At 64.2% G+C, this 25,745-nt stretch carries 28 protein-coding genes and 3 pseudogenes; 16 read left to right on the forward strand and 15 right to left on the reverse strand.

The genetic code is table 11. From position 1 onward, the window contains the following. The first annotated feature begins 218 nt into the window (after positions 1 to 218). From QK290_RS15710 to QK290_RS15720, 3 genes are all read left to right on the forward strand, one after another. Positions 219 to 857, forward strand: a complete 639-nt coding sequence (locus QK290_RS15710) for a DUF5134 domain-containing protein (RefSeq protein WP_282331562.1) — start codon at positions 219 to 221, stop codon at positions 855 to 857. A gap of 125 nt (positions 858 to 982) precedes the next feature. Continuing rightward, the gene (locus QK290_RS15715) at positions 983 to 1,306 is read left to right on the forward strand and encodes an SMR family transporter (RefSeq protein ID WP_282331564.1); all 324 of its coding nucleotides are present in this window, start codon (positions 983 to 985) and stop codon (positions 1,304 to 1,306) included. Then, on the forward strand, positions 1,306 to 1,701 hold the full coding sequence (locus QK290_RS15720) for an SMR family transporter (protein WP_282331565.1): 396 nt from the start codon (positions 1,306 to 1,308) through the stop codon (positions 1,699 to 1,701). Before QK290_RS15715 ends, QK290_RS15720 begins: the two co-directional genes overlap by 1 nt. A gap of 12 nt (positions 1,702 to 1,713) precedes the next feature. Here QK290_RS15720 and QK290_RS15725 read toward each other — a convergent pair whose 3' ends face one another. Both QK290_RS15725 and mptB read right to left on the reverse strand, forming a co-directional pair. Continuing rightward, positions 1,714 to 2,298: a TetR family transcriptional regulator gene (locus tag QK290_RS15725; protein ID WP_282331567.1), complete on the reverse strand. Its 585-nt coding sequence runs from the start codon at positions 2,296 to 2,298 to the stop codon at positions 1,714 to 1,716. A 189-nt stretch (positions 2,299 to 2,487) separates the two neighbouring features. After that, a complete protein-coding gene (mptB, locus tag QK290_RS15730) occupies positions 2,488 to 4,107 on the reverse strand; it encodes a polyprenol phosphomannose-dependent alpha 1,6 mannosyltransferase MptB (RefSeq protein WP_282331568.1) in 1,620 nt (539 codons plus the stop codon). A gap of 388 nt (positions 4,108 to 4,495) precedes the next feature. Between mptB and QK290_RS15735 the strand changes: the two genes are divergently transcribed. Further along, complete coding sequence (locus tag QK290_RS15735; protein ID WP_282331570.1) at positions 4,496 to 4,795, forward strand: hypothetical protein; 300 nt, start codon at positions 4,496 to 4,498, stop codon at positions 4,793 to 4,795. A gap of 57 nt (positions 4,796 to 4,852) precedes the next feature. On the opposite strand, the gene QK290_RS15740 is transcribed toward QK290_RS15735, so the two are convergent. Beyond that, positions 4,853 to 5,506 (reverse strand): response regulator transcription factor, encoded by a 654-nt coding sequence (locus QK290_RS15740; RefSeq protein WP_282331571.1) that lies wholly within the window; start codon positions 5,504 to 5,506, stop codon positions 4,853 to 4,855. After that, a complete protein-coding gene (locus QK290_RS15745; protein WP_282331572.1) occupies positions 5,506 to 6,825 on the reverse strand; it encodes a sensor histidine kinase in 1,320 nt (439 codons plus the stop codon). Before QK290_RS15745 ends, QK290_RS15740 begins: the two co-directional genes overlap by 1 nt. A 163-nt stretch (positions 6,826 to 6,988) precedes the next feature. Here QK290_RS15745 and QK290_RS15750 point away from each other — a divergent pair, with 163 nt between their 5' ends. From QK290_RS15750 to QK290_RS15760, 3 genes are read left to right on the forward strand one after another with little or no spacing between them, the layout of a single operon-like run. After that, entirely contained in the window at positions 6,989 to 8,131 is a 1,143-nt protein-coding gene (locus QK290_RS15750) for an ABC transporter permease (protein ID WP_282331573.1), read from the forward strand. A 31-nt stretch (positions 8,132 to 8,162) separates the two neighbouring features. After that, entirely contained in the window at positions 8,163 to 8,942 is a 780-nt protein-coding gene (locus QK290_RS15755; protein WP_282331574.1) for an ABC transporter ATP-binding protein, read from the forward strand. Between the two features lie 9 nt (positions 8,943 to 8,951). Further along, the gene (locus tag QK290_RS15760) at positions 8,952 to 9,656 is read left to right on the forward strand and encodes an alpha/beta hydrolase (RefSeq protein WP_282331575.1); all 705 of its coding nucleotides are present in this window, start codon (positions 8,952 to 8,954) and stop codon (positions 9,654 to 9,656) included. A gap of 191 nt (positions 9,657 to 9,847) precedes the next feature. On the opposite strand, the pseudogene QK290_RS15765 reads toward QK290_RS15760, so the two are convergent. Beyond that, positions 9,848 to 10,198: pseudogene (locus tag QK290_RS15765) on the reverse strand (MFS transporter); the annotation flags it as partial. Between the two features lie 96 nt (positions 10,199 to 10,294). Between QK290_RS15765 and arfB the strand changes: the two are divergent. Then, a complete protein-coding gene (gene arfB / locus QK290_RS15770) occupies positions 10,295 to 10,717 on the forward strand; it encodes an alternative ribosome rescue aminoacyl-tRNA hydrolase ArfB (RefSeq protein WP_282331576.1) in 423 nt (140 codons plus the stop codon). Positions 10,718 to 11,157: 440 nt separating this feature from the next. Here the strand turns inward: arfB and QK290_RS15775 are convergent, their stop codons facing one another. The 4 genes and pseudogenes from QK290_RS15775 to QK290_RS15790 form a co-directional block, all read right to left on the reverse strand. Beyond that, positions 11,158 to 11,355: a hypothetical protein gene (locus tag QK290_RS15775; RefSeq protein WP_282331577.1), complete on the reverse strand. Its 198-nt coding sequence runs from the start codon at positions 11,353 to 11,355 to the stop codon at positions 11,158 to 11,160. A gap of 119 nt (positions 11,356 to 11,474) precedes the next feature. After that, positions 11,475 to 11,992, reverse strand: a pseudogene (locus tag QK290_RS15780) (biotin carboxylase N-terminal domain-containing protein); the annotation flags it as partial. 3 nt (positions 11,993 to 11,995) lie between these two features. Continuing rightward, positions 11,996 to 13,696, reverse strand: coding sequence for a 5-oxoprolinase/urea amidolyase family protein (locus QK290_RS15785; protein ID WP_282331578.1), 1,701 nt, complete (start codon positions 13,694 to 13,696; stop codon positions 11,996 to 11,998). A gap of 18 nt (positions 13,697 to 13,714) precedes the next feature. Next, positions 13,715 to 14,710 carry an MFS transporter gene (locus QK290_RS15790; protein ID WP_348994664.1) on the reverse strand — a complete coding sequence of 332 codons (996 nt, stop codon included), beginning with the start codon at positions 14,708 to 14,710 and terminating at the stop codon, positions 13,715 to 13,717. 89 nt (positions 14,711 to 14,799) lie between these two features. Between QK290_RS15790 and QK290_RS15795 the strand changes: the two genes are divergently transcribed. Both QK290_RS15795 and QK290_RS15800 read left to right on the forward strand, forming a co-directional pair. Continuing rightward, positions 14,800 to 15,549, forward strand: a complete 750-nt coding sequence (locus QK290_RS15795; protein WP_282331579.1) for a GntR family transcriptional regulator — start codon at positions 14,800 to 14,802, stop codon at positions 15,547 to 15,549. 17 nt (positions 15,550 to 15,566) lie between these two features. Then, on the forward strand, positions 15,567 to 15,902 hold the full coding sequence (locus tag QK290_RS15800; protein ID WP_282331580.1) for a hypothetical protein: 336 nt from the start codon (positions 15,567 to 15,569) through the stop codon (positions 15,900 to 15,902). Between the two features lie 587 nt (positions 15,903 to 16,489). Here the strand turns inward: QK290_RS15800 and QK290_RS15805 are convergent. From QK290_RS15805 to QK290_RS15815, 3 genes are all read right to left on the reverse strand, one after another. Then, positions 16,490 to 17,083 (reverse strand): DUF6036 family nucleotidyltransferase, encoded by a 594-nt coding sequence (locus tag QK290_RS15805; RefSeq protein WP_282331581.1) that lies wholly within the window; start codon positions 17,081 to 17,083, stop codon positions 16,490 to 16,492. Beyond that, entirely contained in the window at positions 17,070 to 17,615 is a 546-nt protein-coding gene (locus QK290_RS15810) for a helix-turn-helix domain-containing protein (RefSeq protein WP_282331582.1), read from the reverse strand. Before QK290_RS15810 ends, QK290_RS15805 begins: the two co-directional genes overlap by 14 nt. Before the next feature lie 307 nt (positions 17,616 to 17,922). Further along, complete coding sequence (locus QK290_RS15815) at positions 17,923 to 18,672, reverse strand: LysR substrate-binding domain-containing protein (RefSeq protein WP_282331583.1); 750 nt, start codon at positions 18,670 to 18,672, stop codon at positions 17,923 to 17,925. A 134-nt stretch (positions 18,673 to 18,806) separates the two neighbouring features. Here QK290_RS15815 and QK290_RS15820 point away from each other — a divergent pair, with 134 nt between their 5' ends. After that, on the forward strand, positions 18,807 to 19,211 hold the full coding sequence (locus tag QK290_RS15820) for a DUF5997 family protein (protein ID WP_160675920.1): 405 nt from the start codon (positions 18,807 to 18,809) through the stop codon (positions 19,209 to 19,211). Between the two features lie 32 nt (positions 19,212 to 19,243). Here the strand turns inward: QK290_RS15820 and QK290_RS15825 are convergent. Then, positions 19,244 to 19,621, reverse strand: a pseudogene (locus QK290_RS15825) (VOC family protein); the annotation flags it as partial. Between the two features lie 156 nt (positions 19,622 to 19,777). Between QK290_RS15825 and QK290_RS15830 the strand changes: the two are divergent. Beyond that, positions 19,778 to 20,383 carry a hypothetical protein gene (locus QK290_RS15830; RefSeq protein ID WP_282331584.1) on the forward strand — a complete coding sequence of 202 codons (606 nt, stop codon included), beginning with the start codon at positions 19,778 to 19,780 and terminating at the stop codon, positions 20,381 to 20,383. A 34-nt stretch (positions 20,384 to 20,417) separates the two neighbouring features. Here the strand turns inward: QK290_RS15830 and QK290_RS15835 are convergent, their stop codons facing one another. Then, complete coding sequence (locus tag QK290_RS15835) at positions 20,418 to 20,900, reverse strand: pyridoxamine 5'-phosphate oxidase family protein (protein WP_282331585.1); 483 nt, start codon at positions 20,898 to 20,900, stop codon at positions 20,418 to 20,420. Positions 20,901 to 21,373: 473 nt separating this feature from the next. Continuing rightward, positions 21,374 to 21,754 (reverse strand): RidA family protein, encoded by a 381-nt coding sequence (locus QK290_RS15840; RefSeq protein ID WP_282331586.1) that lies wholly within the window; start codon positions 21,752 to 21,754, stop codon positions 21,374 to 21,376. A 112-nt stretch (positions 21,755 to 21,866) separates the two neighbouring features. On the opposite strand from QK290_RS15840, the gene QK290_RS15845 reads away from it, so the two are divergent. From QK290_RS15845 to QK290_RS15860, 4 genes are read left to right on the forward strand one after another with little or no spacing between them, the layout of a single operon-like run. Continuing rightward, on the forward strand, positions 21,867 to 22,763 hold the full coding sequence (locus QK290_RS15845; RefSeq protein WP_282331587.1) for an ABC transporter substrate-binding protein: 897 nt from the start codon (positions 21,867 to 21,869) through the stop codon (positions 22,761 to 22,763). After that, the gene (locus tag QK290_RS15850) at positions 22,760 to 23,710 is read left to right on the forward strand and encodes an amino acid ABC transporter permease (protein ID WP_282331588.1); all 951 of its coding nucleotides are present in this window, start codon (positions 22,760 to 22,762) and stop codon (positions 23,708 to 23,710) included. Before QK290_RS15845 ends, QK290_RS15850 begins: the two co-directional genes overlap by 4 nt. Positions 23,711 to 23,719: 9 nt before the next feature. Next, positions 23,720 to 24,493, forward strand: coding sequence for an amino acid ABC transporter ATP-binding protein (locus tag QK290_RS15855; RefSeq protein ID WP_282331589.1), 774 nt, complete (start codon positions 23,720 to 23,722; stop codon positions 24,491 to 24,493). A gap of 33 nt (positions 24,494 to 24,526) precedes the next feature. After that, positions 24,527 to 25,684, forward strand: coding sequence for an FAD-dependent oxidoreductase (locus QK290_RS15860; protein ID WP_282331592.1), 1,158 nt, complete (start codon positions 24,527 to 24,529; stop codon positions 25,682 to 25,684). The last annotated feature ends 61 nt before the right edge of the window (positions 25,685 to 25,745 follow it).

The raw sequence follows: 25,745 nt of genomic DNA on the forward strand, positions 1-25,745 counted from the left end.
CTCCCCACCAACGAAAACCGAACCCAAACAACCAACACCGCAACATGCTGCACCACTGACAAATAAGCCCGGCCCAGCTTCAGGGAAGCAAAGAACCAGGCATCTGAGCTAAAGCTGGAAAACGAACAACCCTCAAACAGGCGGTCCCCGGTGCTGGAACAAAAGCACCGGGGACCGCCTGCACCTAACCTAAACCCTGTAGCGAGAGTGTGATCCGCGTGTTCAATATCCCCGCAATTACCTGGACCCTCACAGCCGTCCTGCTGCTCAGCGGAAGCTACCACCTCCTGCAGGCCACCAAGCCCGACCAACTCACCGAACGTATCAACAACAGCCTCCACGCCCTCATGAACCTCCTGATGGCCGCCATGCTCTGGAACCTCGCACCTTCCACGATGCTCGCCCAGATCGCCGTCCTCACCGGCGCAGCGCTCTGGTTCATTATCCAGGCCGTCGCCCGGCCCGAATTCAAAATACTCTGCACAGGCAGCCTGAGCCGCCCGAAATGCGTTTATCACAGCGTCAGCATGGCCGGCGCCGCCCTCATGATCGCCATGATGACGAGCCACATCACCCCCGGCGCCGCAGAAACCATGCCACTGCCCAATGCCCACCACTCAATGCCCCAGCTACCCCGCGCCACTGCCACCGCAACCCTCGATCACCTACCCAGCCTCGCCACCCCGCTGACAATCATCTTCGCAACCGCGGCGCTGATCTTCATCGCCCTTCTTCTGCGCACCCGGAAACCGGCAACCACGGAGCCCGCAAAGACCGCCCATTCCCCCCGGGAACAACACAGCCTCGAAGCCGTCGGCGCCGCCATCATGGCACTCATGTACGCCACCATGGCGTAGGTGTTGATCCCCAATGAACGCTGCGGGAGGCCCCGGCACCAACCCACGGGGAGGTTGATCTTGAGACTGACTTCCGGCCCGGCCACCCGCCGTCGGTTCCTACAAGCGAGGCCAAAGGATCTGTTATGTCGTGGTTGATTCTCATTCTTTCCGGGTCGATGGAGGCCGTCTGGGCCGCATCCCTGCACCGGACCTTCCAAGCTTCGGGCCGGCGCCGTGTCCCGCCCGCGCTCCTTTTCCTGGTCTCCGTACTCGCCAGCATGGGCGGCCTCGCCATCGCCATGCAGTCCATCCCCACCGGGACCGCCTACGCCGTCTGGGTGGGCGTTGGAGTTGTGCTGACCTCCACCTACGCGATCCTCACCAGGGCGGAACGTCCGACGACGGCCCGCCTCCTGCTGCTGACCGGGATCGCCGCGTGCGTGGTTGGCCTGAAGGTGGTGGCGTAATGACCAAGCGTTCCGCTGCCTGGCTGCTGCTGCTCGCCTCCGCCGTCCTGGAAGCCGTCTGGGCCACCGCCCTGGGCCAGTCCGAGGGCTTCACCCAACTGCTGCCCACCATGGTCTTCGCCGTCACGGCCACCCTGAGCATGACCGGCCTCGGCCTGGCCATCCGCAGCATCCCGCTCGGCACCGCCTACGCCGTCTGGGTGGGAATCGGCGCTGCGCTGACGGTGGGCTGGGCGATGGCCGCCGGCGTCGAACCCTTCAGCCTGCTGAAGGTACTCTTCATCGCGGGGATTGTGGGCTGCGCGGCCGGGCTGAAATCCCTGCCTGCGGTCGCCACATCCCCTCCCGACCGTTCCGACCGTTCCGACCGTTCCGACACCAAGGTGCCCGCCTGAGGCCGCGCTGGTTCAGACGCCGGCTTTGAGGAGAAGTGCGTCAATCATCATGAAGAACCGGGCGCGATGATCGGCGGCCTTCGGGTCGGTCATGTATTGAATGGCCGCTCCGTCGTAAATCATCAAAAAGATCCTGACCAGCGTAGCGAATTCCATGAGGCACTGTTCGCCGGTGTTTTGGGCGGCGGAAGCGAACATATTTCCGAGCTCCACTTCATAAGCGGGATAAATCCTCCCGGCCAGCGGGCTTACGGCGTTGCGTGTTGCCCACAAAATGAGTTCAATCTCCGAAAGTATGCTTTCGGGCTCTTCCTCAAGGGCGCGCCAGTAGCCTTCGGCTACTTGTTCCACAGCCTTGCGAAGGCCTAAATGGACCGGGACGTCGCTTGAGAAGCGGCTCAAGTTCTTAAACCAAGCCTCGGCGGCCGCCTCCATCAGCTCTTCTTTGTTGCTGAAGCAATAATGTGCTGTAGCCAGTGGAGCGTTAGCTTCCTTGGCAATGGCCCGGATGGTCACGGACTGAACGCCCTCACGACGCATAAGCTCAACTGTCGCTGAAATCAGCTGTTCTTTTCGATCTTCAGCGGATACCCGCATAGCTCACTCTCCAGTCTCCCGATTTCGGCCCGTCAGGGACACTTCCTCAAGACTATTGCCTGCGCGTTCGAAAAAAGGCCCAGGCCCTTCGTCAAGAACGGTTGACTTGAACATTCGCGCTTTAACAGACAAGCTTCTTCCTTCTTGCGTGCCGACATAGAGCAAGGGTTGCAACCAGCAGGGCGCGCCTCAGCGGGCCCTGCGCCTCTGCTCCTGCACCCAGCCCCATCCACGCCGGGCCCAGTCCGAGGGTTTGCCCTCGATCAACAGCTTTCGCGTGTGGATGTCCAGGACCAGGAGGTAGAACGTGAACAGCAGCGCCGTCACGAACGCCAAAGACGACGCGTCAATGGCCAGCTCCACAAAGGACCAAACCGAGAGCTGGTCTTGCGCGCCGAACACCACAAAGAACGTCACGCCCACGTAGAGGCACCGGATCTGCCAGTCGTTCCGGATGCCGGTGGCAGCCAGGAACGGCACAAACCAGAGAATGTACCAGGGCTGGATGATGGGCGAAAGCATCACGACGGCAGCGAACGCCAGGGCCAGCCGGCGCACCGCCCGCGAGTAATCGCCACGGAACATCAGCAGCAGCACCAGGCCTATAGCCGCCCACTTCATGCCCGTCCGCAAAAGGTCCGCGATAGTGCCGCCCGGCAGTCCCAGCACATTGCCTAGGAACTCGACCTGCTGCCCCAGGAACCCCGACGGCGAATACCCGGTGTACCCAGGAGTCGGGTCCATAATGGCCCACACCCAGCCCAACCCGAGGTTGTAGGGGATCCCACTGACGGCCAGCACGGCGAAACTAATACCCGCCGTCGCGCCCCAAATGAGGAACTTCCGCGTCCACGAGGCGGCAGGCCCAGCCCACATCACCCCGATGAACGGGAGCAGCAGCACGGTGATCGGCTTGATCCCGATGGAGGCGGTGACCAGCAGGATGCCGGCCAAGTAGCGCGTCGTCGCGGCGAAGTAGACACCGGCGACGGCGAGGCCCACCATCAGCGCGTCGTTGTGGGCGCTGGCCACGAAGCTGATGAGGAACAGTGGGTTGGCCACCGAGATCCAGAGCGCCCGCGCGCCGTTAATACCGTGCAGTTCTGCCAGCTTCGGCACGTAGATGACGCAGAGCAGAACCCCGAAGCCGGCGATCAGGCGGAAAAGCAGCACGGACACGTCGGGCTGGGCCCCTGTCAGCTGCACAACACCGCGGGCGAGCCACAGGAAGTAGGGCCCGTAGGGGGTCCTGTTCTCTGCCCAGGCCGGGTCCGCGCCAAGGGCGAACCAGTTGTTGAGTGTGGAGATGCCCACGGTGTAGGGATTTTGCCCCTCCATGACCAGGCGGCCCTGGCCGGTGTAGGCGTAGACATCGCGGGAGAAAATGGGGACGGCCAGCAGGAGCGGCAGGGACCAGGCGGAGATGGCTATGACCACTGACCGCAGCGAGTGTTCGCCCCAGTCACCCAGCCGCTGGCCCAGCCTGAGCCAGGACCGCATCAGGAGCATCGCCCCCACCGTCAGGAGCACGGTGGACAGCGTCACCCCCCACCCCTCGGTCCGCAGCGCGATGACCACCGGCTGGCGGATCATGGGTGAGCCGTTGGCGATCCAGCCCGTTCCGATCGAGCCCACAAACATCATGAGGGCGCCGAGGAACCCCTGCCAGGTGGCGATGTACACCCGGCGCTTCGTGGGGGGAGCTAGGTCGGGCGCAACAGACTTCGGGAGCTCCACGCCGGGGGCTGTCTTTTTCGACGGACCGGGGACGCTCTCCGAAGTGCTGATGTGTGAACCGCCTGCCGTCATCTCTTGTGTGGTCCCCTACTTACGTTACGGCGCTGGCTGGACTAGCTATATGCCGGTCTACAACCCAGTCATTTTAGCAGTTGGCTTAGCGCGTACCCCAGACGCGTAGGGACGGACGGACCCCCTGTTACGCAATGCGGCGTCGCGCCGCCCTTTGCACGCCGCAGCGCCCGAAGCCTGCCGCTGTTCGGCGAGCGGCTGTAACGGTATCCGCGGCCAATTGAATATACGGTCGCGTTGCTGTCAGCCAGCCAGAGGGAAATAATGCTTGGTCGCATTGGGTTCGGAAGGCACCGCGAACTTACTCCCGGTTAGGCTGGACCCACCACGTACGCAGAGCGTGACCTGAGAGCAGCGGGCAGGGTTGTAATGAGCTGGCAGAGCCAACATGCGACCGAAGGATGCCTATGAATCACCACAAAATGACCGCTCCCAGCACCGCTGGAGCCACCCGATGATGGCTCCGGACAGCCTCACATCCTCTCGCAGGAGGAAGAACCGGATCCGCCACCCGAGGTTTGTCGTCGGTGAGCAGGTCAGCTTCGCCGAAGGAACACTCACCGGCACCGGGGTTGTGGATGCCGCCACGGCGGACTTCTCCATCATCTGGGTCTGGACCGATGACGGTGGCGGCCGAAAAATGTTCCTTCAGGGCCACGGTGCGATCGTTCAGTCCGCAAAGGACTGATCGGGTCATCTCAAAGTTCCCCTGACGACGGAGCAATGCACGCCGAATATGGAGCCGTTACTGGCCCGGCGTGCGGATAATTCGCCGCTGCGTGGCCAGGGCGATGGCGGACGTCCGGTTGTCCACGCCGAGCTTGCCGTAGATGTGCACGAGGTGTGTTTTGACGGTGGCTTCGGAGATGAAGAGCCGCCGGGCGATGGCGCGGTTGGTCAGGCCGGTGGCCAGCAGTTCAAGGAGCTGGACCTCACGGGTTGTGAGGGCGGTTTCCGGGCTGCTGATCCGAGACATCAACAGTGCCGCAACCTTGGGCGCCAGCGCCGTCTGGCCGGCCGCCGCTGACAACACCGCCTGGCGGATCTGTTCCGGCGGGGCGTCCTTGAGCATGTAGCCACTGGCGCCCGCCTCCACGGCAGCCAGGATGTCCGCCTCGGTGTCGTAAGTGGTCAGGATCAGGACCGGTGGCGGGGATTCCAGTTTGCGGATCGCTGCCGTGGCGGTAACACCATCCATCCCGGCGCCCATCTGCAGATCCATCAGCACCACGTCCACGCGCTCCCCCAGCGTCCGCAGCCGTGCGAGTTCGCGCAGCGCAGCGTCCCCGTCGGCGGCCTCGGCAGCCACGCTGAAGTCCTCGAATTCGGTCAGCATGGCGCGCAGGCCCGCGCGGACCACAGGGTGGTCATCCACCAGCAGAATGCGGAGCTCCCCCATCAGTTTTCCCCTCCCGGGCCAGGCAACTGCTGCCCGGGAATCGCCCCGCCTGTGAGCGGCAGCCGGACGGCGATGACGGTCCCCTCGCCCGGTGCCGTCTCCACGTCCACCGAGCCGCTCAGCTCACCCACCCGGGCAGCAAGCGAACGCAGCCCGAACCCACTGCCGTCCGCCCGGCCGGCCACGCCGGTACCGGGAGCCTCCGGCACAAAGCCCGTGCCGTCGTCGTACACGTCCAGTGTGACCTCGTCCCCGAGGAACGCGAGGGTGACGACGGCGGTGCTTGCCTTGGCATGAAGCCGGATGTTGGACAGGCTGGCCTGGGCGGCCCGGAGCAGGGTGACGCTGTACTGTGGCGGCAGCTCCGCGGGGTTGCCCACCAGCTCGAAGCGGCAGCGGAGTCCGTCACCGCGGGCGGCCGCCATGGTTTCGGTTTCGGCGCAGAGCCGCTGCAGGCTCTCCGGTAGCGACGACTCCTGGAGCTGCGGCGAGGTGAGGCCGCGGACAAAGCTGCGGGCCTCCGCGAGGTTTTCCGACGCCGTCTGCTGCACCAGCGCGAACCGCTCGGCGGCGGCGGCAAGATCGCCGCCGGCCAGGGACTTCTCCGCCGCCCTCGCCACCAGGACGATGCTGGACAGGCCCTGCGCGAGGGTGTCGTGGATTTCGCGGGCCAGTCGCTCACGTTCAGCTGCGACACCGGCGTCATGCTGGGTTTTGGCCAACTCGGCCCGGGTGCTCCGGAGTTCGTCCGCGGCCAGCCGCTGCGCCTCGCTCTCCTCGTAGAGAGCGCGGTATGCGAGCCCGGTGACCACGGCGAAAACGGCACCCAGCCCCGGTCCAAGGACCATGGGGAGGGTGGGTGACGGCAGTCCGCTGGCCACCCACTGCGAGGCAACAACGGCGGCCGTCATCGCGGCTATGGTGAGCAGCGCAATTCGTCGCGGGAGGACGTGCAGGTGGAGGAAGAAAAGCGGAAAGGCGACCCAGGAAAACTCGGCGCTGCCCGCTAGGAGGATGCCCCACAGCACCGTGACAAGGCCCAGCCAAGGGGCGGCGTAGGGGTGCGGGTTGAAGCTGGAACGGCCAGCGGCGAAGCGCTTTTCCAGGATGGTGCCAGCGAGATACGCGGCCGCCAAGGCAAGTGCGAGTAGGGACCAGGCAAGGCGCTGGCCGACTGCCGCGCCCTCCGCGCCCGCCGCCAAATGGAGCCGCAGGATGGCAACCAGCAGCAGCACGGCAAAACTGACATGAAGCGTCACCCGCAGGAACCGCAGGATGGCAGCCCCCGACGTGGTGGTCTGTGGCTCCGCGGCAGGCATTTCATCAGCTTATGCGCCGGCGGGGGCGTACGGATCAACCAAAAGGTTGACCGCCCCGTCAGCCCTTTGTCCCGCCCGGCTCAACCAAGTCCCCGATGTGGGTCGGGCCGATGCGCCGGAGAGTGGAATCAGAAGGAATCCACCCCACTGAAGGAAGTACAACGTGTTTCTCGCTATTCGCGATATCCGGTTCGCCAAGGGCAGGTTTGCCCTGATGGGCGGCGTGGTGGCCTTGGTGACACTGCTGTTGGTGCTGCTGTCCGGGCTCACCGCCGGGCTGGGCGACCAGTCCACGTCCGCCATCGGGAAGCTGGGTGCCGGGTCTGGTCCTGGCTCCGGCGCTGAGGCCACGCCGGTGGACAGCATCGTTTTTGGCGCCCCGGGCGCCAACCAGCCCACGGCGTCCTTCACAGAGAGCGAGGTGACGGCAGCGCAGGTGGACAGCTGGAGGGGCACCGCCGGGGTGGCCCGGGCCGAGGCCCTGGGTATCAGCCAGTCCCGCCTCCAGGGCGGCGATGGCGGCACCACCAACGTGGCGGTGTTCGGCGTTGCCGAGGACGGGCAGCTGGCGCCGTCGCCGGTCAAGGCCGGATCGGTAGTGATCGGCGCGACCGTCGCCGCAGATCTCTCGCTCGACGTCGGAGATACGGCCACGGTGGGTGGCACTGAATTGACCGTCGCCGCCGTCGTGGATGACCAGTGGTATTCGCACACCGGCGTGGTGTGGACAGCGCTGCCCACCTGGGCCGAGGTGGCGCACCTGGCTCCGGCTGCCGGCAGCGCGCCGGGGAGCACGCCGGTGGCGACCGTCGTGGCGGTCACCTACCAGGACGGCGCCGAGGTGGACCAGGAGTCGGCCAATGCAATGGCGCAGACTGTCAGCACCACCCGCACAGGATCGTTCCAGGCGTTGGGCTCCTTCAAGAGCGAAAACGGGTCGCTGATGCTGATGCAGGCATTCCTCTATGGGATTTCGGCGCTGGTGATCGTGGCGTTCCTGACGGTCTGGACGGTTCAGCGCACCCGCGATATCGCGGTCCTCAAGGCCATGGGCGCGTCCGGAGGTTACGTGCTCCGCGACGCCATGACCCAGGCCGCCATCGTGCTGCTGGTCGGTGCTGGCCTGGGCGGGGCGGTCGGAATTCTTGGCGGGTTCGCCGCAGCCCAGGCGGCGCCGTTCCTGGTTACGCCAGCCACCACGCTGCTGCCCGTGCTGGGAATTGTGGCCTTGGGCATGGCGGGCGCCGCGCTGGCAGTCCGCAAGGTGACCACCGTCGATCCGCTGATCGCTCTCGGCGGCAACTAACTCCTTTTTCACCCTCCGAAAGGTACTTCCCATGTCTGTCACACCTGCACTCCTGGCCACGCCAACTGCCGGCTCCGCCCTGGCCCGCCCGCCGCTGGCCCTCACCAACGTCACCCTCGAATACCCGGACGGCGGCGGAACCGTCAAGGCCCTGGACAGCGTCAGCCTCCAGGTCGCGGCAGGCCGGATGGTTTCGCTGGTGGGCCCGTCCGGCTCGGGCAAATCCAGCCTCCTGGCCGTGGCGGCAACCTTGGTCCGCCCCACCAGTGGGGACGTGGTCATTGACGGGACCAACACGGCGGAACTGAAGGACAAGGAACTGACCGCGCTGCGCCGGGAGAAGGTGGGCATCATCTTCCAGCAGCCCAACCTCCTGGCCTCCCTGACCGCCGTCGAGCAGTTGATGATCGGCCACCACCTGCGCGGCAAGTCCCTGAAGGCCGCGCGTTCGCGCGCCGTGGAACTCCTGGATCTGGTGGGGCTGGCCGGGTCCGCGGACAAGCGTCCGCATCAGCTCTCGGGCGGGCAGCGGCAGCGGGTGAACATTGCCCGGGCCCTGATGGGCAGTCCAAAAGTACTGCTGGTGGACGAGCCGACGGCGGCGCTGGACCACGCGCGCAGCGCCTCCATCGTCGGGCTGCTTCGCCGGGTCACGGACGAGTTCAAAGTGGCCACCGTGATGGTCACACACGACACGGAATTCGTGCCGCTGACCGACGCCGTCGCCGCAATGCGCGATGGCGGTTTGTCTGCGCCGGCCGTACCCGGCGCCTTGCTTAATGCCTTACCTGGTGCCGGGGGCGCGGAGTAGGGTTCCGTCATGGACATCATCCTGGTACCCGGTTTCTGGTTGGACGCCTCATCGTGGGAGGAGGTGACGCCTGCCTTGGAGGCGGCCGGGCACACAACCCATCCGCTGACGCTGCCCGGCCTCGAAACTGTCGATACACCCCGGGCCGGCATCAGCCTCCAGGACCATATTGCCGCCGTCGTAAATTTCGTTGATGGCCTCGAGGGGCAAGTTGTCCTCGTGGGGCACTCCGGCGGCGGCGCGATCATCCACGCGGTGGCCGACGCGCGGCCGGGCCGGGTGGCGCGCAACATTTACGTTGACAGCGGACCCCTGGGCGAGGGCGGCGCCATAAATGACGAGCTGCCCACTGACGGCGACGACGTGCCGCTGCCGCCGTGGGACGGATTCGAGGACGCCGACCTGGTGGACCTCACCGGCGAGCTCCGCGCGTCTTTCCGGGCCCGGGCCATTCCGCAGCCCAAGGGTGTGGCCTACGGCCGGCAGCGCCTGCATGACATCCGCCGTTACAACGTCCCCGCCACCGTGATCGCGTGCGAATTCCCGTCATCGCTCCTGACCGAATGGATCGACGCCAGCCACCCTTTCACCGAGGAATTGGCTCGCATCCGCGACGTCGAGTACGTGGACCTTCCCACCGGGCACTGGCCCCAGTTCACCAAACCCGTGGAGCTGGGGCAGGCAATCCTGGCGGCGGTGGAGCGGGCGGGGTGAGTTACATCCGGCCGATAACACTTGGGCTGCGCCGCCTCCTGACCAGCCCGAGGCAAAGGACGGCCGCTGCCGCGGAAACGGCTGCAACTGTCCCGAACGGAACGGCGTCGGTGGCGCCGCCGATGCAGGTGCAGGAGCGCCGCCGCCAGCAGCCCCAGGGCGCCGGCCACAGTCATGATCAGGCCCACGGTGAGTGTCCCCCGTTCGGACCACCGTTCGGCGAGCCGGCCGGCTATGAACCCGAAAGCCATAAAGCCCAGTGAATTCAGGCCGAAGGCAAACGAGTAACCCTGCGGGGAGAGCCCGTACGTGCCCTGGAGTATGTATGTTGCCCCGCTCAAATAGGCGAAGACCGCAGAGTACGTGAACCCGGTGATCAGCACGGCGCCGACGAACACCGGGTCGGCCAGAAGCCGGCGGAAATCCTGGAGGGTGTGGGAGAGGCCTCGAGTCACCCGCCGTTTCGCGGGCAGGGTCTCCTTGAAGATCACCAATGACGCCACCAGGACCGCGACCCCGACGGCGGCGAGGAACAGGAACACTCCGCGCCAGTCGGTGACGAGGGGCCTGCCAGTACCTCCCTCCGCTGCCCAAGAATGGGGGCGTGGATCACGCCCATAGTGTGCAACGCTGGTTGCATGGATCTGGAGGTGTCACCCGCGCTCACGATTCCCGCGTCGGAACTCCGCTGGCGGTTCTCGCGCTCGTCCGGGCCAGGCGGTCAGCACGTCAACACGACGGACAGCCGCGCCAAACTCTCGTGGAACATCGCCGGCTCCGCCGCGCTTTCGGATGACCAACGGCAGATGCTGCTCACGCGCCTCGGACCACGCCTCGTTGCCGGAATTATCACCGTGGCCTCCTCCGAACAGCGCTCCCAGCTGCGCAACCGCGAGACCGCCCTGGCCAAGCTCACCGAGCTGGTGGCAGAAGGCCTGGCACCCGACGGCCCCAAGCGCCGGGCGACCAAACCGACCCGGGGTTCAAACCGCCGCCGCCTCGCCGCCAAGGAACAGCGGTCGACGACGAAACGGCAACGGCAACGGCCCTCAGCCGAGTAGCGCCGCCCAACGGTTCCGCTGGCGGGACCAAGCCGTGATCCCGCCGTCGGGCTCCTGGCTGACTTGGTCAAGAGAATAACGAGCTCCAGCGGCAACGCAGTAGTCGGCGCCTCGGTCGCGCCGCGGTCCGGATGAGCGCCCTCCTTCACGCATTCCCAGAATTCGTCCGGGGTGACTTCGAGCTGATTCTTCAAAGTTTCTCCCCAGAGGGAAGGGCCGTAAGCCGTGCCGTCCACTGGACGCGAAATTCGTGTCCGAAGAATCCGCCCATCATGCAAGGCAAGCTCATAGGTGGCGTGATGACGGACCTTCTGGTCGTTGGCGTTGAGCACGGGCTGCCACTCCTCAGTCCTACAGAAAACTTCGTGGTCATCGCGCGTGCCTGGTGGATACTTTTGGCTCACTTCTTGCTACCGGTCAGCCGTGCGTCCAGTTCCTCGTCAGTGCACGAGTGAATATGTTGCACCAGGGCCCAGTTGCCCCGGTGGTTTGGTGCCGTGCGTTAGGTGGTCCTCCCAGTCTTCGGCGTATTCGCGAAGAGCGTCGATTAAATCAAGGGTCGCTTCTTCCAACGTTGTGCCCTCGGCTGCCAAGGGCAGGCCGGGCAGGAACATGGCCCAAGCCCCGTCCTCGTTCACGACCTGCCCTTTTGCCGGAACGGTCTTTACTAGGAATTCCCTGAACAGGCCGGTGTTCACCACGGAAGCTGAGCTTTCTCCACGCTCGATGATCGACAGGCCGCCGCGGTCGCTTGTGTCACTGCCTTGGCGGCGTCGTAAATCCGTTGGGTCTGCTCTCCGGGCAGGAAGGGTGCGGGGTCCTCTTCCACAACTTTCCGGCGCCGGCGCTGCAGCGAGCAGTCGCGGGTGTCCACCACCACGTTGCCGTGCTGGTCCGCCAGGACCTGCGCCTCCATGTGCCGGGGCCGGTCCAGGTAGCGCTCCACAAAGCACTCGCCGCGGCCGAATCCACCGGACCGTCGCTGCCGGCCACCAACGGGGCACCGGCGCGGACGGCGATCGCGCGCGCCGTGATCTTGTTGCCCAGCTGGAGGATGGCCGCCGGGGTGGGTCCGATCCAGGCCACGCGCAGGAGGTTGGGGATATCGAGGTACGTTTCCGACGGCGCGTTGCCGCCCAGCGCGTACGCCTCGGTGGCCGCGCCAGCGTGCATGGCGTCGGCATCAACGTCGGCATACACCGCCACGGACTCCAGTCCGGCGTCCTCGCAGGCTCGGGCGATGCGGACAGCGATTTCTCCGCGGTTGGCGATCAGGACTCAGTTTGTCTGGGAAATGTCTGGGGAAGAATCGGAAAAGCTGGTGGGCAGCCCGTAGCCGGGAGCCCAGCGGAACCGGATGGACCCGCCGATGGGAACCTGGGCGGCCAGGTCCAGCTGGTGGTCCACCACGACGGCGATCACGGGGTAGCCACCGGTGATGGGGTGGTCGGCCAGGAAGAGGACCGGCTGTCCGTCCGGCGGGATCTGCAGCGCGCCGGCCATGGTTCCCTCGCTGGGCAGCTCCCCGTCCCGGCTCCGGCTGAGCGCCGCTCCGTCCAGGCGCATGCCCACGCGGTTCGAGCGGGGCGTCACCGCCCACTCCTGCACGCAGAGCGATTCCAGCGCGGCGGCGTCAAACCAGTCATCGCGGGGTCCGGGAACGATGTCCAGGACCGTGACGCCGGTGTCCGGGAAGTCAGGCTGCAGCTCCGGGTTGCCCACCACGTTGGAGGACGTGGCGGCGCCGGCGCCGAGCAGCTGCCCGGCGGCCAGCGGTGCCGGCCCGATCCCGGACATGGTGTCCGTAGACCGGCTCCCCAGCACCGCGTCCACTGCTGCCCCGCCACGGATGGCCAGGTAACTGCGGAAGCCGAGCTCGGGCGCTCCGATGGTCAGGATCTCGCCGTCGAACAGGGCAAACGCCGTAGCCATGGGCACCTCGCGCACCTGGTCGGACCGGTCATCTTCGTCGTCCGGAGCGTCATCATCCGGAACGTCCGACGGCGTCACGACAGTCAGTGCCGAGGGCGCGCCGGCCACGGCCAGCACCTGGTCCCCCACGGCTTGCACGCGCAGCCCGCCGGCAACGGATTCGACGACGGCGGCTGACGGGTCGTTGCCCACGATCCGGTTGGCGCGGCGCAGGGAGGAGCGGTCCAGGGCCCCGGCTGAGGACACCCCAAGCCCGGCGTGACCGGGGCGGCCGAGGTCCTGGATCAGGCTCTGGAGTCCGGGCGAGAGGATCAGCAGGCCGGACTGGTTGTCCGGTTCGTGGGACGCCGGGGCTTCGGAAGCCGCCCTCCCAGCAGGGGTGTCCGTAACTTCAATGAGTTCGCGTACCGCACTAAACTGCACGCGGTCACCGGGGGCGGCCAGGGCCGGCTGTTCCCGGCTGAGGTCCCACATCGGGGCCTCGGTGCGGCCGATCAGCTGCCAGCCACCCGGGGATTTCCGCGGGTACACGGCCGAATAGTTGCCGGCCAGGGCCACGGAGCCTGCGGGGACGGTGGTCCGGGGCGAACTCCGGCGCGGGACTTCAAGGACGTGGTTTTCCCCTACCATGTAGCTGAAGCCCGGCGCGAAGCCACCGAACGCAACCGTCCAGACCTGCCCGGTGTGGGCTGCAATGACGCCGTCAGCGCCCAGCCCGGTGAGCCGGCCCACTTCGGCGAGGTCGTCGCCGTCGTACACGGTCTCAATCTGCACCAGTTTGCCTTCGGCGTGGGACTGGACCGTCAGGTCCATCTCCAGCAGCCGGGCCGCCATCCTGCGCGCCGCAGCGGGCGAATCCGCCTTGACCATCACAGTTTCGGCGGCGGCCAGGACGTCCACCTGGCCGGGCAATGGCTCCTCCAGCAGAAGGGCCTGCAGGGCCAGGACATCGTGGAGCCCGGAGAGTTCGGCGAGAACCGCCGTCGTACCTACTGGCCTGACGGCGAGCACCCGGGCCGCGGCAGCGGGCTTGCTGACTGTTTCCATGGGATCAGGCCGCGCCGCTCAGGCGTGGCTCTCCTGCGCGTCGTCATTGGGCAGCAGGCGGAGGTCCGCTTCCGGCTGCGGGTTCCGGCCGATGGCAAGGCCCACGATGGTGACGATGGATGCCAGCAGCAGGTAGCCGGCGATCAGGTACCAGTTCCCGGAGGCCGCGGAGAGGGCGGTAAAGATCAGCGGGGCCACGGCACCACCGATCACACCCGCCAGGGTGTATGCCAGGGACCTCCCGGCGTAACGCAGGCGGGCCGGGAACTGCTCGGTGATGTAGGCGGCCTGCGGTCCGTACATAAAGGCGTGCAGGGCCAGGCCCAGCACAACGCCGATGATCAGCATAACCTCGGACCGGCCCTGGATGATGAGGAAGAACACCTGGATCCAGGCGGCAGTTGCGGCAGCTGCAATGCCATAGACCATGCGGCGGTTGAAGCGGTCGGTCAGGGCGCCGCCGGCCGGGATCAGGAAGAGCTGGAACGCGGAGCCGATCAGGATGGCGGCCAACACGTCGCCGGTGGTCATGCCCAGTTCCTTGGTGGCGTAGACGGCCACAAAGACGGTGAACAGCGCGTACAGGACGTCCGGGCAGACCCGGGACAGGGCGGCGGAGATCAGTGCTGTGTGCGTCACGATGGCGTTGTACAGTCCGCCGTGCGGCTTCACATACTGGACCCGGGCTCCCTCAACCGCGGCGAGGGCCTGCAGGGCACCGATCTGGTACACGACGTCGTCGGCCAGTTCCGTGGGGCTGATGTCCATAAAACGGCGTCCGAAACCGGCGAGGGCCCGGTAGCCGACGTGGGCACCACTGACGACGCCCGCGGCGGCGGCCTCGCGGCAGGTCCTGCGGATGACACTGGGATCGCCGGCGTGGAATCCGCAGGCCACGTTCGCGCTCGAAACCGAGTTGAACATTGCCAGGTCATTGCCGAGGCTCCAGCGCCCGAAGGACTCGCCGACGTCGCTATTGAGGTCAATCGTTGCCATTTGTGATCCCCGTCTCATTGGGTGGTCCTAACTAGGATGCACTAAATCTTCAGATTGTTCAACAATCCTTCGATTACACAATGTGACGATCGTGTAAATTCTCGTGTATGGCCTCTTCAGACCCGCTCGTCCCCTCTTCCCGCGTTTCTCCCCGCGTTTCGACGACAACGACGCCGGACCGGGGTACCCGGGTTGCCTCGGGCCGCCTGCGGGTTGCCGTTCCGTCCGTGGCCGAACGCGTGGCGGATGAACTCCGCCTGCAGCTGGCCGAAGGCGCGCTGCCCCCTGGAATGCGGCTCACCGAATCCACCATCGCGGAGGATCTGGGCGTCTCCCGCAACACGGTGCGTGAGGCCTTCGTTGAACTTGCCAGCGAACGCCTGGTGGTCCGGCATCCCAACCGCGGCGTCTTTGTGGCAAGCCTGGAGGCAGGCGATATTCACGACGTATATACGGTCCGCCGCGCCATCGAGGTCAGCGCCCTGCGAGCCGGAGGCAGCCCCGAGGATATGGCCGCCGTCCGGGCGGCAGTAGAGGAAGGCAAACGCGCGGCGGCAGCCCGTGACGACGAAGCCCTGGGCACCGCCAACCAGCACTTCCACGGGGCCATCGTGGCCATGGCCGGAAGCCCACGGCTGAACAGCATCATGGGCCAGGTCCTGGCCGAGATGCGCCTGTTCTTTCACAAAGCCACTGTGGACGCGCAGTTTTACCAGCACTATCTGAAGGACAACGAGACGATCTGCCTGGCCCTCGAATCAGGGGAACTGGACCGTGCAGCTGACCTTCTCCTGGCCTATCTGGACCGCTCCGAAGACAACCTGAACGAAGTGCACGGAGAAGCCGGAACAGACTGAGTCGGTAGGCTGGACGAATGAAACGCCGACTTGCCGCCCTGTCCGTCGTCCCCCTGATGCTCCTCCTCTCCGCCTGCGGATCGGTCCAGGAAGTCGCTGAAAACGCCGGAAACGATGCCGCCTCCAAGGTGGCAACCGCAGCCACGGACGAGGTCAAGAAGCAGGTCTGCACCGTAGTGGAGGACGGCCTGGTCAGCGTTCAGGACAAGGCCTTGCTGGGCGGGCTGGTGTCCGCCGCGGACGCTGCCGGCGTGCCCGCGGAAATTACGACGCCGCTGGGCCAGATCGCCGAGGCCGGAGACCGAGTGCCGGCAGAGTCAGTCGCAGAACTGACGGAAGCCTGCTCGGCTTAGTTCCGCCGGAACCCAGAACGGCTCCACTCACCGCAGCCATCTCCGCCCTGGAAACTTGCATGAATGCAGAAACCTAAAGCGGCATCCAGGAGTAGATTCACGTTCTGCTTGCAAAGCATTCATCGCCACAAAGGCGGCCTTATCTGCAGAAATGCCGCTTTGTTCGTGGAACGGGAGTTCTCGCAGTCACTTCTACTCCCGTGCTTTAACTACCGATAATGAAGATTCCGTCAATTTGTCAGCATGACAGGACATATCCGACTACGGGTCCATCTTAACTGCCTTGCCGCTGACCATGCAACTGGCCTGCCCGAGGATGCACGGGTGACAAACACGGGATTGACGGGCCGCCCGGCTACCGGTCGCCCGCCGGACCGCGCATCCATGTTGGGCCCGCAAAACAGGCTCCCTGTTAATGCCTGTGAATCTTGTGAACCCCGTGCGTTTCCGCAGCGTGCGACCGGCTTCAGCCGCATCCAGTATGCCGAAACGGGCGTTCTGAAACCCGCCGAGCAGGAGGCTCCGGAGGTCCGGAATCAGGAGGCCACCGCGCTTAACAGGCCCCCGCACAGGGCCACGGCTGTCAGTTACTGTTTCCGCCCGGGGTCAGGCGGGAGGACACCTGCAAGCCAGATGATGGACTGCCGCTGCCGGTATTCCAGGACTTCTACATCCTGATCGCTTTCGACCGCGATTAGGTCGATGGAGGCCAGCCGTTCTTCAAGGATGGCCGGGTCGATCAGGCGCGCCAGCACCAGCGCCCGAACAAACTCAAAGTCCTTTTCACGGTGCGCCATCAGCTTCGCCGCGCACAGGTCGTGGGGTTCCAGGCACAAGCCCGTGGCATTGTTTGTCGCTTCGTTGCGCACCCCGACCAGCCGGTACTCCCAGGCCGGGGGCAGGATTGCTGTTCTCTTACCCACCCCTTCGATATAGAAGCCGTAGGTGGCGTGGAACTCCGACCACTCGCCTGCGTCAAAGCTCAGCTGATCACTCAAGGCATCGGCATCAGCATCCCGCATCGGAGCGATGTCAACCTCCGGTGACATCGTCGCGGCCGCCGGCAGCTGGTCCTCACTGTAGGAACCCAGGATCGACTGGCTGCCGATGATAATGACCTGGTCGTCCTGGATGATTTGGGTCGCGGCACGGATAGCGTGCTCGAGTTCATCCCTTCGCAAGCAACTGCGCTTTCTTCATGGCAACCAGCCTGTCTTCGCCACTCAGCGCCCCGGCGAAGGGACTGATCTGGCGCAGATCCCTGCCCTTTTCGTCGTTGGCGAGCATCGCCTTTTCCAGTGCATCATCGGGCAGTTCGAGAAGTTCATCCCACTGGTCCAGCCAACGTTCAGCGACGGCAGCACGCGGGGTGCGACGCATTCTTTCAAGGTTGCCGCGCGCCAGGCTGCGCAGCCGCGATGGCTCCTCGTGCAAGCGCATCCCCAGCATGACGTGCAGCTCATAAGGGAACCGCTCCTCGCGCCGGGCTGGGGGGTGCCTGCCTTTCGCTGTGCGGAGGGCAGCCTGAATCACCGACGGGCTGCTTCCCAGCCGCGCAGCAATGGCCCGCACGGATAGCCCGGAGGCGTGAAGGCCCAGGATGCACTCCTGACGCCGGCGGGCGCTCAGCAGCATCCGCTTCCGGGCCTCTTCCGTCTCGGCGGCGGATGCGGCAGCTTCGGTCGCCAGCAGGTCGATAATGCTCTGATTCATAACTGTATGGTACTCCCATACAGCAAACGTTCGGAAAAGTCCGTGACTTGGCGGTTCACGCGATCGTCGAGGATTGCGGCGGATTCCCCGGATACGAGACACTCCTGGATGCCCTGGCGGATCCTTCCCAGCCATCTGCGGTCTGCGACGCAGGCTCCCAGCTGACTCCGCGAGTTCCCGATTGGTTACGTCCCGCTGAGTGGTGGAGTTTTCTCGACACCGTGCAGGTCAGTTATTTGATTATGCTGCCGTTAGCTCGTGGAGCATTCGCGTCGTCGCAGTCCAAGGCGACGAGTGGGGCAGCGCTTTAGCGCTTGCCCTTCTTGCGGGAGCCTTTGCCGCGGCCCTTGTCCGGATTCGGGGCGTACCGCTGGGCCACCTTCGGTTTCTTAACCGCGTGGCCGCGCCGGTCCGGCTTCGGTTCCTTCTTGGGCTTCTCCTGCTGGGCCGAAGGCTGCCGGGAACTTGCCGCCGTGCGGCCGCGGACAATCCCGATGAACTCCTCGATGATGTCGTCCGTGGAATCGCTCGGCCAGGCCAGCGCGATCTCCGTGCTCGGGGCACCTGTCAGCCGCCGGGCCACAGTGTCCTTGACATTGAAATGCCGGGCCACGGACATGGGAAGGATCACCAGGCCAGCGCCGGACGCCACCACCTGCAGGGCCGCCTCCGGGCCACCCAATGCGGCGACATCCAGGAAAGTCTCTGCCGACAGGTCGGCCAAGGCCACTTCCTCAAACACTGAAATCTCGTGGCCCTTGGGCGCCACCACCACGGGCTGCTCCTCATAGAGGGGAATCACATTGAGGCCCTCGCGTTCCACCGGAAGCCGCACGAAGCTGAGGTCCGCAGAACCGTCACCCAATACGGAAAGCTGGGCGCCGTCGTCGGACATAAACGACTCCAGCGGGATGTCCAGCACGCGCTCTTCCCAGCGGCGGATCCACTTGCCCGGGGTCACGCCGGCCACATAGGCGAAGCGGAGCACGCGGGGCGCCTCCTGCTCCGGCGATTCGTCGGGACTGGCGTTCTGCGGGGATTCATTGACTGCGGGCACGTCTTCACAGTACCGCCCACGCGGCCCCGCAATGCCGGACCTGATGTTGAGATGGGGCGGGACTGGTACTGAGATGGTGCGGGACGGGTGCAGTATTGGTGCCTTTCAGGCGGGCAGCCAGATACCCTTGAATCATGACCTCTGCAAACTCCCAGTCCATGAAGCCGGCCACCGTTGCCAAGAAGCTTGGCATCTACCTACCGGCAACACCGCAGGAGTTCCAGGATTCAACCATCAGCCGCGCCGATTTCGCCGAACTCCAGACCAACCCGCCGGAGTGGCTCGCGGAACTCCGCCGCAACGGCCCGCACCCCCGCCCGGTTGTGGCCCAGAAGCTGAACGTCTCCATCAGCGGCCTGGCCCGCGGCGGTGTTGAGGAAGCGCTCACGACGGCGGAAATCACCGCGCTGCTGCAGGCTCCCCCGGCGTGGCTGGTCACTGAGCGCTCCACCCACGCCGCCGTCCGCACCGAAGCCCAGCGGGTCAAGGACGAGGCAGCCAAGAAGGACGCCAAGAAGGCCCGCGCCCAGGCCGAGTAGCCAGCGCCGGTCATAGGCGTTGGGGAACGACAGTCCTGGTGCAGCTGCACGAAGTTGCCGCAGCCATCGTCGAAGACTGCACTGATCCCGGACGGATCCTCTGATGGTTCGCCCTGGAAGGTCACGCCTGCGGCCAGCAGCCGGCTGTACTCGGCCTGAACATCCGGAACCCCGAACGTGATGGCCGCGATCCCGGCCTCATGCAGGGCGTTCATGTAGTTCGCACCGATCGGGTTGTCACTGGGCTCCAGCAGCAGCCCCACAGACCCGGCATCGGCGCCGGGATCCTTGATGATGAACAGGTTGTACTCGGGCATCGCCATCAGCGTCTCGAACCCGAGGGTCCCGGTGTAGAACGTATGGGCTGCGGCCGGATCCTGGACATGGATGCTGCACATTTTCAGTCTCATGGTCTCAAGCGACCGGCCCGCGGCAGGCGCGGGAACCTCCGGCACGAATCACGGCCGGCGCAGGAGGTCCCGCCATTGACCCCGGCGTCCGGAAGGGTTGCAATGGAAGGAGCAACCCGGAATCCTGGGCCGGGCCTGACGCGGGGAGGTGCCGCAGTGCCGGCATTCGCAGAATCCGTCCTGTTTGGAGCATTGCAGCTGGGCTTCTGGGGTGCAGTGCTGGTGTGCGCCGTGGCCGCCACTGTCCTGGCTGTCCGCCGGCATTCGACGCCGGACCCTCCCGTCCACGCCCCTGACCCCGTATTCTGGGACGTTTTTATGGGGTCTGCCGTGGCAATCCCGGCGATCCTCATTCCCACACTTGCGTCACCTTGGTCCGGCGCAATCCTGGCTGTGCTGGGGACAGGGGCGGGCGTGGCCGCGTACTGGGGCAGTCCCCAAATCCTGGCGTGGCAGGAACGCCGCCGCCAGCAAAGGCAGGACAAGCCCGCGCACACCGCGGCGCAGGCTGTACATGACGCACTTCTGGCCCGGTGGAGCCGCTACGAGCTGGACCCCGCCTGCTGCATCGACTACCCCGCCATGACGGACGTCCGGCTGCCCGAGACGTCCGCACTGATCCGCGCCATGAGGGAGGCGGAACAGCTGCGGCCCGTGCCGCACCAGGGCTACGCTCCCGCCGTCGTCCGCTTTGGCGTTGCCCTCGCTGCGGCGGAACGGGCTGCCGGGATCCCCGCCGGACTTCCCGCCGTCGGACGTTAACTACTGTGTCGCCGTCGCTGGAGTCCTGCCGTCCCTAAAGCTCCACCGTGCCGCTTTCGCCGACGCTCATGCGGCTGTGCGTCACTTTGGACTTAACCCACTGGATGACTGTGGCGGCCGTCCCGCCCGGACTGGTCCAGTATTCTGCGGATTCCGAGTCCACCCGGAGCAGGCAAACCTCAGGGGTATCCGGTCCGTCCGGGAACCACGCTTCAACTACCTGGTTCCACATTTCGTGGATCTTGGCCCGGTCCGTGACCACCTCGGCGGTACCGGCCACCGACACCCACTCGGTGCGCCTGCCGAAGGAAACATTGACCCGCGGATCGGCCTGAATGTGTGAGACCTGCGAGGTGCCCCGGCCTGTGAAGAACCAGAGGTCTCCGTCCTCCTGCACGTCCTGGACCGCCAGCGGCCTGCTGACCAGGGCGCCCTCTTCGTTGATGGTGGTCAACATACCGATGTGCGCATCGTTGATGATGTCCGTAACTTTGCTGATGATCTCAGTATCCGTCATGCTCTCACCTCGTTCTGGTCGAAGGGGAAATTCCCCTCCGCCAGCCTATTGGTAAGCATGCTTCTTTTCTAGTGACGGTGAGCATGCCCGGCTAGAACCCCCCTCGACTTCCTGTCACAACAGAAGCTCGGCCACCCTTTGCATGACATAAAATAAATAAGCAATATACGCGTGGATAATTCACGGCACAGAAGTTGGTTCGACTGAACTGGTTCGACAATTGGAGAAGGCGATGCCGGGTGTTATTCGGTCTCGCCGGCAACCGGCGGCTACACAACGGCTGATCTATTTACGGGATCATGTGACGACAAGCGGTGGGTTTTGGGCGGAGCATCGGACGGGCAGTTCGTGTGTCAGGTACAGCTATGACGGGCAAACCGCTGACATGAAGTCGATAGATTGCCCCTCAACAGAGCCTCAGCCAGCGTCCACCGACGAACGAGTCGCAATTCCCTAATCGGTGATATGCGTGGCTACGCTAAGACAGCGATTCCGTCGATTTCGACCCTGATTCCGTCGCCAAGACCGACAGGGACCGTGGTGCGAGCGGGGAAGGGGTGTTCGAAGAATTCGCCGTACGCGGCGTTGACTTCCGGCCAGTCGTCATCGCTGCTGATATACACACGGACCGTCACGAGATTGGACATCGCTCCGCCGGCAGCCTCGATAATACTCCGCAGGTTTGTCAGCGCCTGGCGCGTCTGCTCGCCGGCATCCTCGCTCACCAGTTCACGGGAAACGGGGTCGAACCCGCATTGCCCGGTCAGGTACAAGTGATCCCCGACCCGCACCCCCTGGGAGTAGCTTCCTAGCGGAAGGGGCGCTGCGGGTGTCCTGATCTCTTCTTTGAGCATGGGTAATCAATCCTCTTTGTGGTGTTTTTTTCGGGAGCATCTTGACGTATCGGCTGTGACGTCTGACACTTGAACTGTCAGACAGTCTGATACTAGGAAGATAGGCTGAAATATGCAAGCCAAATTTCGCAACATCGCCATCGCAGCAGTGGCGGCCGGAGTCATGTCCATCACTGCCTGCGGCGGCTCGACTCCTCAATCGTCTGGAACGTCCTCAGCCCCTGCGATGAATTCAAAGCTCGCGGCGATGGTGCCCGAGAACATCCGGCAGGCAGGAAAAATTCGCGTTGGTACCGATCCGACCTACGCTCCCTTCGAATCCACTGACGCAGATGGAAAGACCATCATTGGGCTCGACCCTGACCTGGCAAAAGCCATCGGCGGCCTGCTGGACCTGGACGTTGAACTCGTTCCCACATCCTTTGACGCACTGATCCCGTCGCTGGCAGCAAACAAAGTGGACATGGCCATGTCTTCCATCGGTGACACAAAGAAGCGGGAGGAGACCGTGGACTTCGCTACCTATTACTGGAACGGCACACTTCTCTTGATTAGCAAGGGCAACCCCAAGGAACTCACCGCAGAACAGACATGCGGCGGACGCATCGGCGTGATCAGAGGCTCGCTACAGCAGACCACCTTCCTGCCCGCCCAGGAGGAATCCTGCAAGGCCGCCGGCAAGGCCGCGCCCACTGCCGACGTCTACCAAACGGCTCCGCAGGCCCAGCTCGCTCTGCAGAGCAACAGGATCGATGGAGTCCTGACCGACGCACCGCCTATCGCCGATGCCGCGAAGAAGAATCCGGCAAAATTCGAGTCCGTGGGCCCTCTCTTGAAAAACCCCAACCCCGGTGGCGTGGCGCTTCCCAAGGACAGCAAACTGACTGCAGCGATAAACGCTGCGATCAATGAACTGATCAGCAACGGCACCTACGAATCCATCCTGAACAAGTGGAACCTGGGCGATATCAAGATCGAAAAATCTGAAATCAACGGAGCTCTTTCGTGAACACAAGCATGAACGGACTCGCTGTCCCCGACGTTTCCGTCGGACAGCGAAGCCCGGAGAAAGTCAAGAAGCTCAAGCGGCCTGGCCGCTGGGCGTCCTACATAATGATGGGTCTGGTGGCGGTTCTAGTCATTCAGTCCGTCGCGACGAACCCCAACTTCGGCTGGCCCATTGTCGGTGAATACTTCGCCTCTCCCCGGGTGCTTGACGGCTTGGTGAATACCCTGCAACTGACCTTCATCGCCATGCTTCTGGGCGTAGTCCTCGGAGTGATCCTGGCAGTCATGCGCTTGAGCACCAACCCGGCGCTCTATGGGGCGGCCGGCCTCTACATCTGGTTCTTCCGCGGAACTCCGGTGTTCGTTCAGTTGCTGTTCTGGGGCTTCATCTCAGCCCTGTATCCCACGCTTGCCCTCGGCATCCCCGGAGCAGAACCCCTCTTCTCGACGGACACCAACTCACTGATCACTCCCGTCGTAGCCGCGATCCTTGGGCTTGCACTGAACGAAGCCGCCTACATGGCTGAAATCGTCCGGGCAGGCATCGTCTCGGTCGGCAAGGGACAGACGGAGGCAGCACACGCGCTGGGTATGTCAAACATGCGCACCCTGCGTCGAGTAATACTCCCCCAGGCGATGAGCGTCATCGTCCCGCCGACGGCCAATAACGTCATTTCCATGCTGAAGACGACGTCGCTGGTCAGCGTGCTGTCCTTCCCTGAGCTGCTCTACGCGACCCAACTCATCTACGCCGAAAACTTCCAGACCATACCTCTCCTGATCACGGCATCCATTTGGTACCTGATCGTCACGACCCTCATGACCATCGGCCAGTACTACACCGAACGCCACTACAACAAAAGCACCCGTGCACAGGGTCTGAGCATCATGCGCCGATTTATTGAACTGCAAAAAAGGCGCGGCACCAATGATGCCCCGGCCCGTTAGGAGAACTCGATGACCCAGACACCAAAAGTGATGGTTAAGGCAACGAACGTATGGAAGTCCTTCGGGCACAACGAAGTACTCAAAGGCATCAACCTGGAAGTCAAAGCCGGAGAAGTAACCACCCTTCTCGGCCCTTCAGGATCTGGAAAGTCAACTTTCCTGCGCCTCATCAATCACCTCGACACTGCCTCAGCGGGGCGCATCACCGTCGACGGCGACCTGGTTGGTTACCGCGAACACAACGGGGCTCTCCACGAACTCCGCCCCCAGTCCATAGCGAAAATGCGCTCGGAAGTGGGAATGGTATTCCAACAGTTCAACTTGTTCCCGCACATGTCGGTTCTCCAGAACATCATGGAGGCGCCCGTGGGCGTGAAAAAGGAATCGAAGGCCAGGGTTAGGGAACGCGCCGAACGTCTGCTTGAGCGGGTCGGTCTTGCCGACAAGCGCAACGCCTACCCAGGGTCACTCTCCGGCGGGCAACAACAGCGCATTGCCATCGCCCGTGCGCTGGCAATGGAACCCAAGCTCATGCTGTTCGACGAACCCACCTCGGCGCTGGATCCCGAACTGGTCGGGGAGGTACTGGATGTCATGCATGACCTCGCCTCCACCGGAATGACCATGATCGTTGTGACGCACGAGATGGGTTTTGCACGGGAAGTCGCGGACTCCGTCGTCTTCATGGACGGTGGCGTCGTTGTCGAAAGCGGCCGGCCCAAAGATGTCCTAAGCAACCCCCAGGAGGAACGCACCCAAGCCTTCCTCAGCAAAGTCCTCTAAACCAGAGCATTACCACCGCAGAAGGAACCATCAATGAAAATAGCCGTAATCGGAGCGGGAATAATTGGCGTGTCCATCGCCGCCGAGGCAGCTGCCCGTGGGGCTGAAGTAACCCTGATCGACAAGAACGCCCCGGGCTCTGGGACGTCTTCGACCTCATATGCATGGGTAAACTCGAATGGCAAGGAACCCGTAGGTTACTACGAACTCAACCGCGCCGGCCTCGAAGCACACCACCGCCTTGCCGGCACGGGCGCGGACTGGTTCCGACCCACCGGTCACATCGAACTCGCAGCCACGCCTGAGCACGCCACCGAACTCCAACACCGATTGGAACGGCTTGTGCAGCTCGGGTACGAAGCAGCAGGCATCAGCAGTTCAACGGCCAACGAACTCGTTCCTGACCTGATCGTCCCTGAGGACTGCAGCGCTGCTGTTTACTTCCCGCACGAAGCGCACTGCTACCCCACCCTGTACATACGTCACCAGCTCCAGCGGGCCAAACAACTCGGCGTCCGTCTGCGCATCGGAGCGAACGTGGAATCCTTCGAAGAGATGACCGACGGCGTGAACGTCAGCCTTAGCGACGGCAGCAGCATCCTTGTAGACCACGTGATCAGCGCTGTTGGACGGTGGACAAACGACATCACAGCAGCCGCAGGATTGGGTCCGGTTGTTGCCGAGTACCAAGAGCCGGGCGATGTGACCGTCGGCTACCTTGCGGTCACAAACCCCCTGCCCGTAGCCATAGACCGGATGCTCACCAGCCCAAAGCTGAACATCCGCCCCGACGGCGGTGGTCGTTTATTGCTGCAAGCACTCGATCTCGATGTGACCGCGACAGTTGGTTCGGTCCCCGCTCTGGAATCGGACTTGGCAAAGGAATTCATCGACAGGCTCCAACACATCCTGAAAAACACCGAAAACGCCCAAATCACGGAACTCCATGTCGGAGTCCGAGCAATGCCTGCTGATGGGCAAAGTGTCATCGGCGCCGTCCCTTCCAGGCCCTGGCTCTACCTCGTTGCTACCCACAGTGGCGTGACCCTGGCCCCGTTCCTGGGATCGGCAGTCGCTGCGGAAGTGTTTGACGAGCCCGAGCCGCTGTTCGATAGTTTCCGGCCCACCAGGCTGCTGGACAGCTACCCCCACCAGGTTCTGGCCGCGCCCCGCCAGCCCGGGCAACAGTAATCGATAAATCCACGCTCCAGGAACACCTAGGATCGTGACTAGATAAGTGGTGGCGGGTCCC

The organism is Pseudarthrobacter sp. AL07, assembly GCF_029960665.1.
Taxonomy (GTDB): domain Bacteria; phylum Actinomycetota; class Actinomycetes; order Actinomycetales; family Micrococcaceae; genus Arthrobacter.

Coding starts and splice junctions, on each gene's coding strand:
- QK290_RS15860 (WP_282331592.1), top strand. CDS start 24,527: ATGAAAATAGCCGTAATCGGAGCGGGAATAATTGGCGTGTCCATCGCC.
- QK290_RS15755 (WP_282331574.1), top strand. CDS start 8,163: ATGTCTGTCACACCTGCACTCCTGGCCACGCCAACTGCCGGCTCCGCC.
- QK290_RS15790 (WP_348994664.1), bottom strand. CDS start 14,710: ATGAGACGGGGATCACAAATGGCAACGATTGACCTCAATAGCGACGTC.
- QK290_RS15725 (WP_282331567.1), bottom strand. CDS start 2,298: ATGCGGGTATCCGCTGAAGATCGAAAAGAACAGCTGATTTCAGCGACA.
- QK290_RS15855 (WP_282331589.1), top strand. CDS start 23,720: ATGACCCAGACACCAAAAGTGATGGTTAAGGCAACGAACGTATGGAAG.
- QK290_RS15800 (WP_282331580.1), top strand. CDS start 15,567: ATGAAACGCCGACTTGCCGCCCTGTCCGTCGTCCCCCTGATGCTCCTC.
- QK290_RS15735 (WP_282331570.1), top strand. CDS start 4,496: ATGCGACCGAAGGATGCCTATGAATCACCACAAAATGACCGCTCCCAG.
- QK290_RS15785 (WP_282331578.1), bottom strand. CDS start 13,696: ATGGAAACAGTCAGCAAGCCCGCTGCCGCGGCCCGGGTGCTCGCCGTC.
- QK290_RS15760 (WP_282331575.1), top strand. CDS start 8,952: ATGGACATCATCCTGGTACCCGGTTTCTGGTTGGACGCCTCATCGTGG.
- QK290_RS15845 (WP_282331587.1), top strand. CDS start 21,867: ATGCAAGCCAAATTTCGCAACATCGCCATCGCAGCAGTGGCGGCCGGA.
- arfB (WP_282331576.1), top strand. CDS start 10,295: ATGGATCTGGAGGTGTCACCCGCGCTCACGATTCCCGCGTCGGAACTC.
- QK290_RS15715 (WP_282331564.1), top strand. CDS start 983: ATGTCGTGGTTGATTCTCATTCTTTCCGGGTCGATGGAGGCCGTCTGG.
- QK290_RS15835 (WP_282331585.1), bottom strand. CDS start 20,900: ATGACGGATACTGAGATCATCAGCAAAGTTACGGACATCATCAACGAT.
- QK290_RS15745 (WP_282331572.1), bottom strand. CDS start 6,825: ATGCCTGCCGCGGAGCCACAGACCACCACGTCGGGGGCTGCCATCCTG.
- mptB (WP_282331568.1), bottom strand. CDS start 4,107: ATGACGGCAGGCGGTTCACACATCAGCACTTCGGAGAGCGTCCCCGGT.
- QK290_RS15740 (WP_282331571.1), bottom strand. CDS start 5,506: ATGGGGGAGCTCCGCATTCTGCTGGTGGATGACCACCCTGTGGTCCGC.
- QK290_RS15720 (WP_282331565.1), top strand. CDS start 1,306: ATGACCAAGCGTTCCGCTGCCTGGCTGCTGCTGCTCGCCTCCGCCGTC.
- QK290_RS15820 (WP_160675920.1), top strand. CDS start 18,807: ATGACCTCTGCAAACTCCCAGTCCATGAAGCCGGCCACCGTTGCCAAG.
- QK290_RS15795 (WP_282331579.1), top strand. CDS start 14,800: ATGGCCTCTTCAGACCCGCTCGTCCCCTCTTCCCGCGTTTCTCCCCGC.
- QK290_RS15840 (WP_282331586.1), bottom strand. CDS start 21,754: ATGCTCAAAGAAGAGATCAGGACACCCGCAGCGCCCCTTCCGCTAGGA.
- QK290_RS15810 (WP_282331582.1), bottom strand. CDS start 17,615: ATGAATCAGAGCATTATCGACCTGCTGGCGACCGAAGCTGCCGCATCC.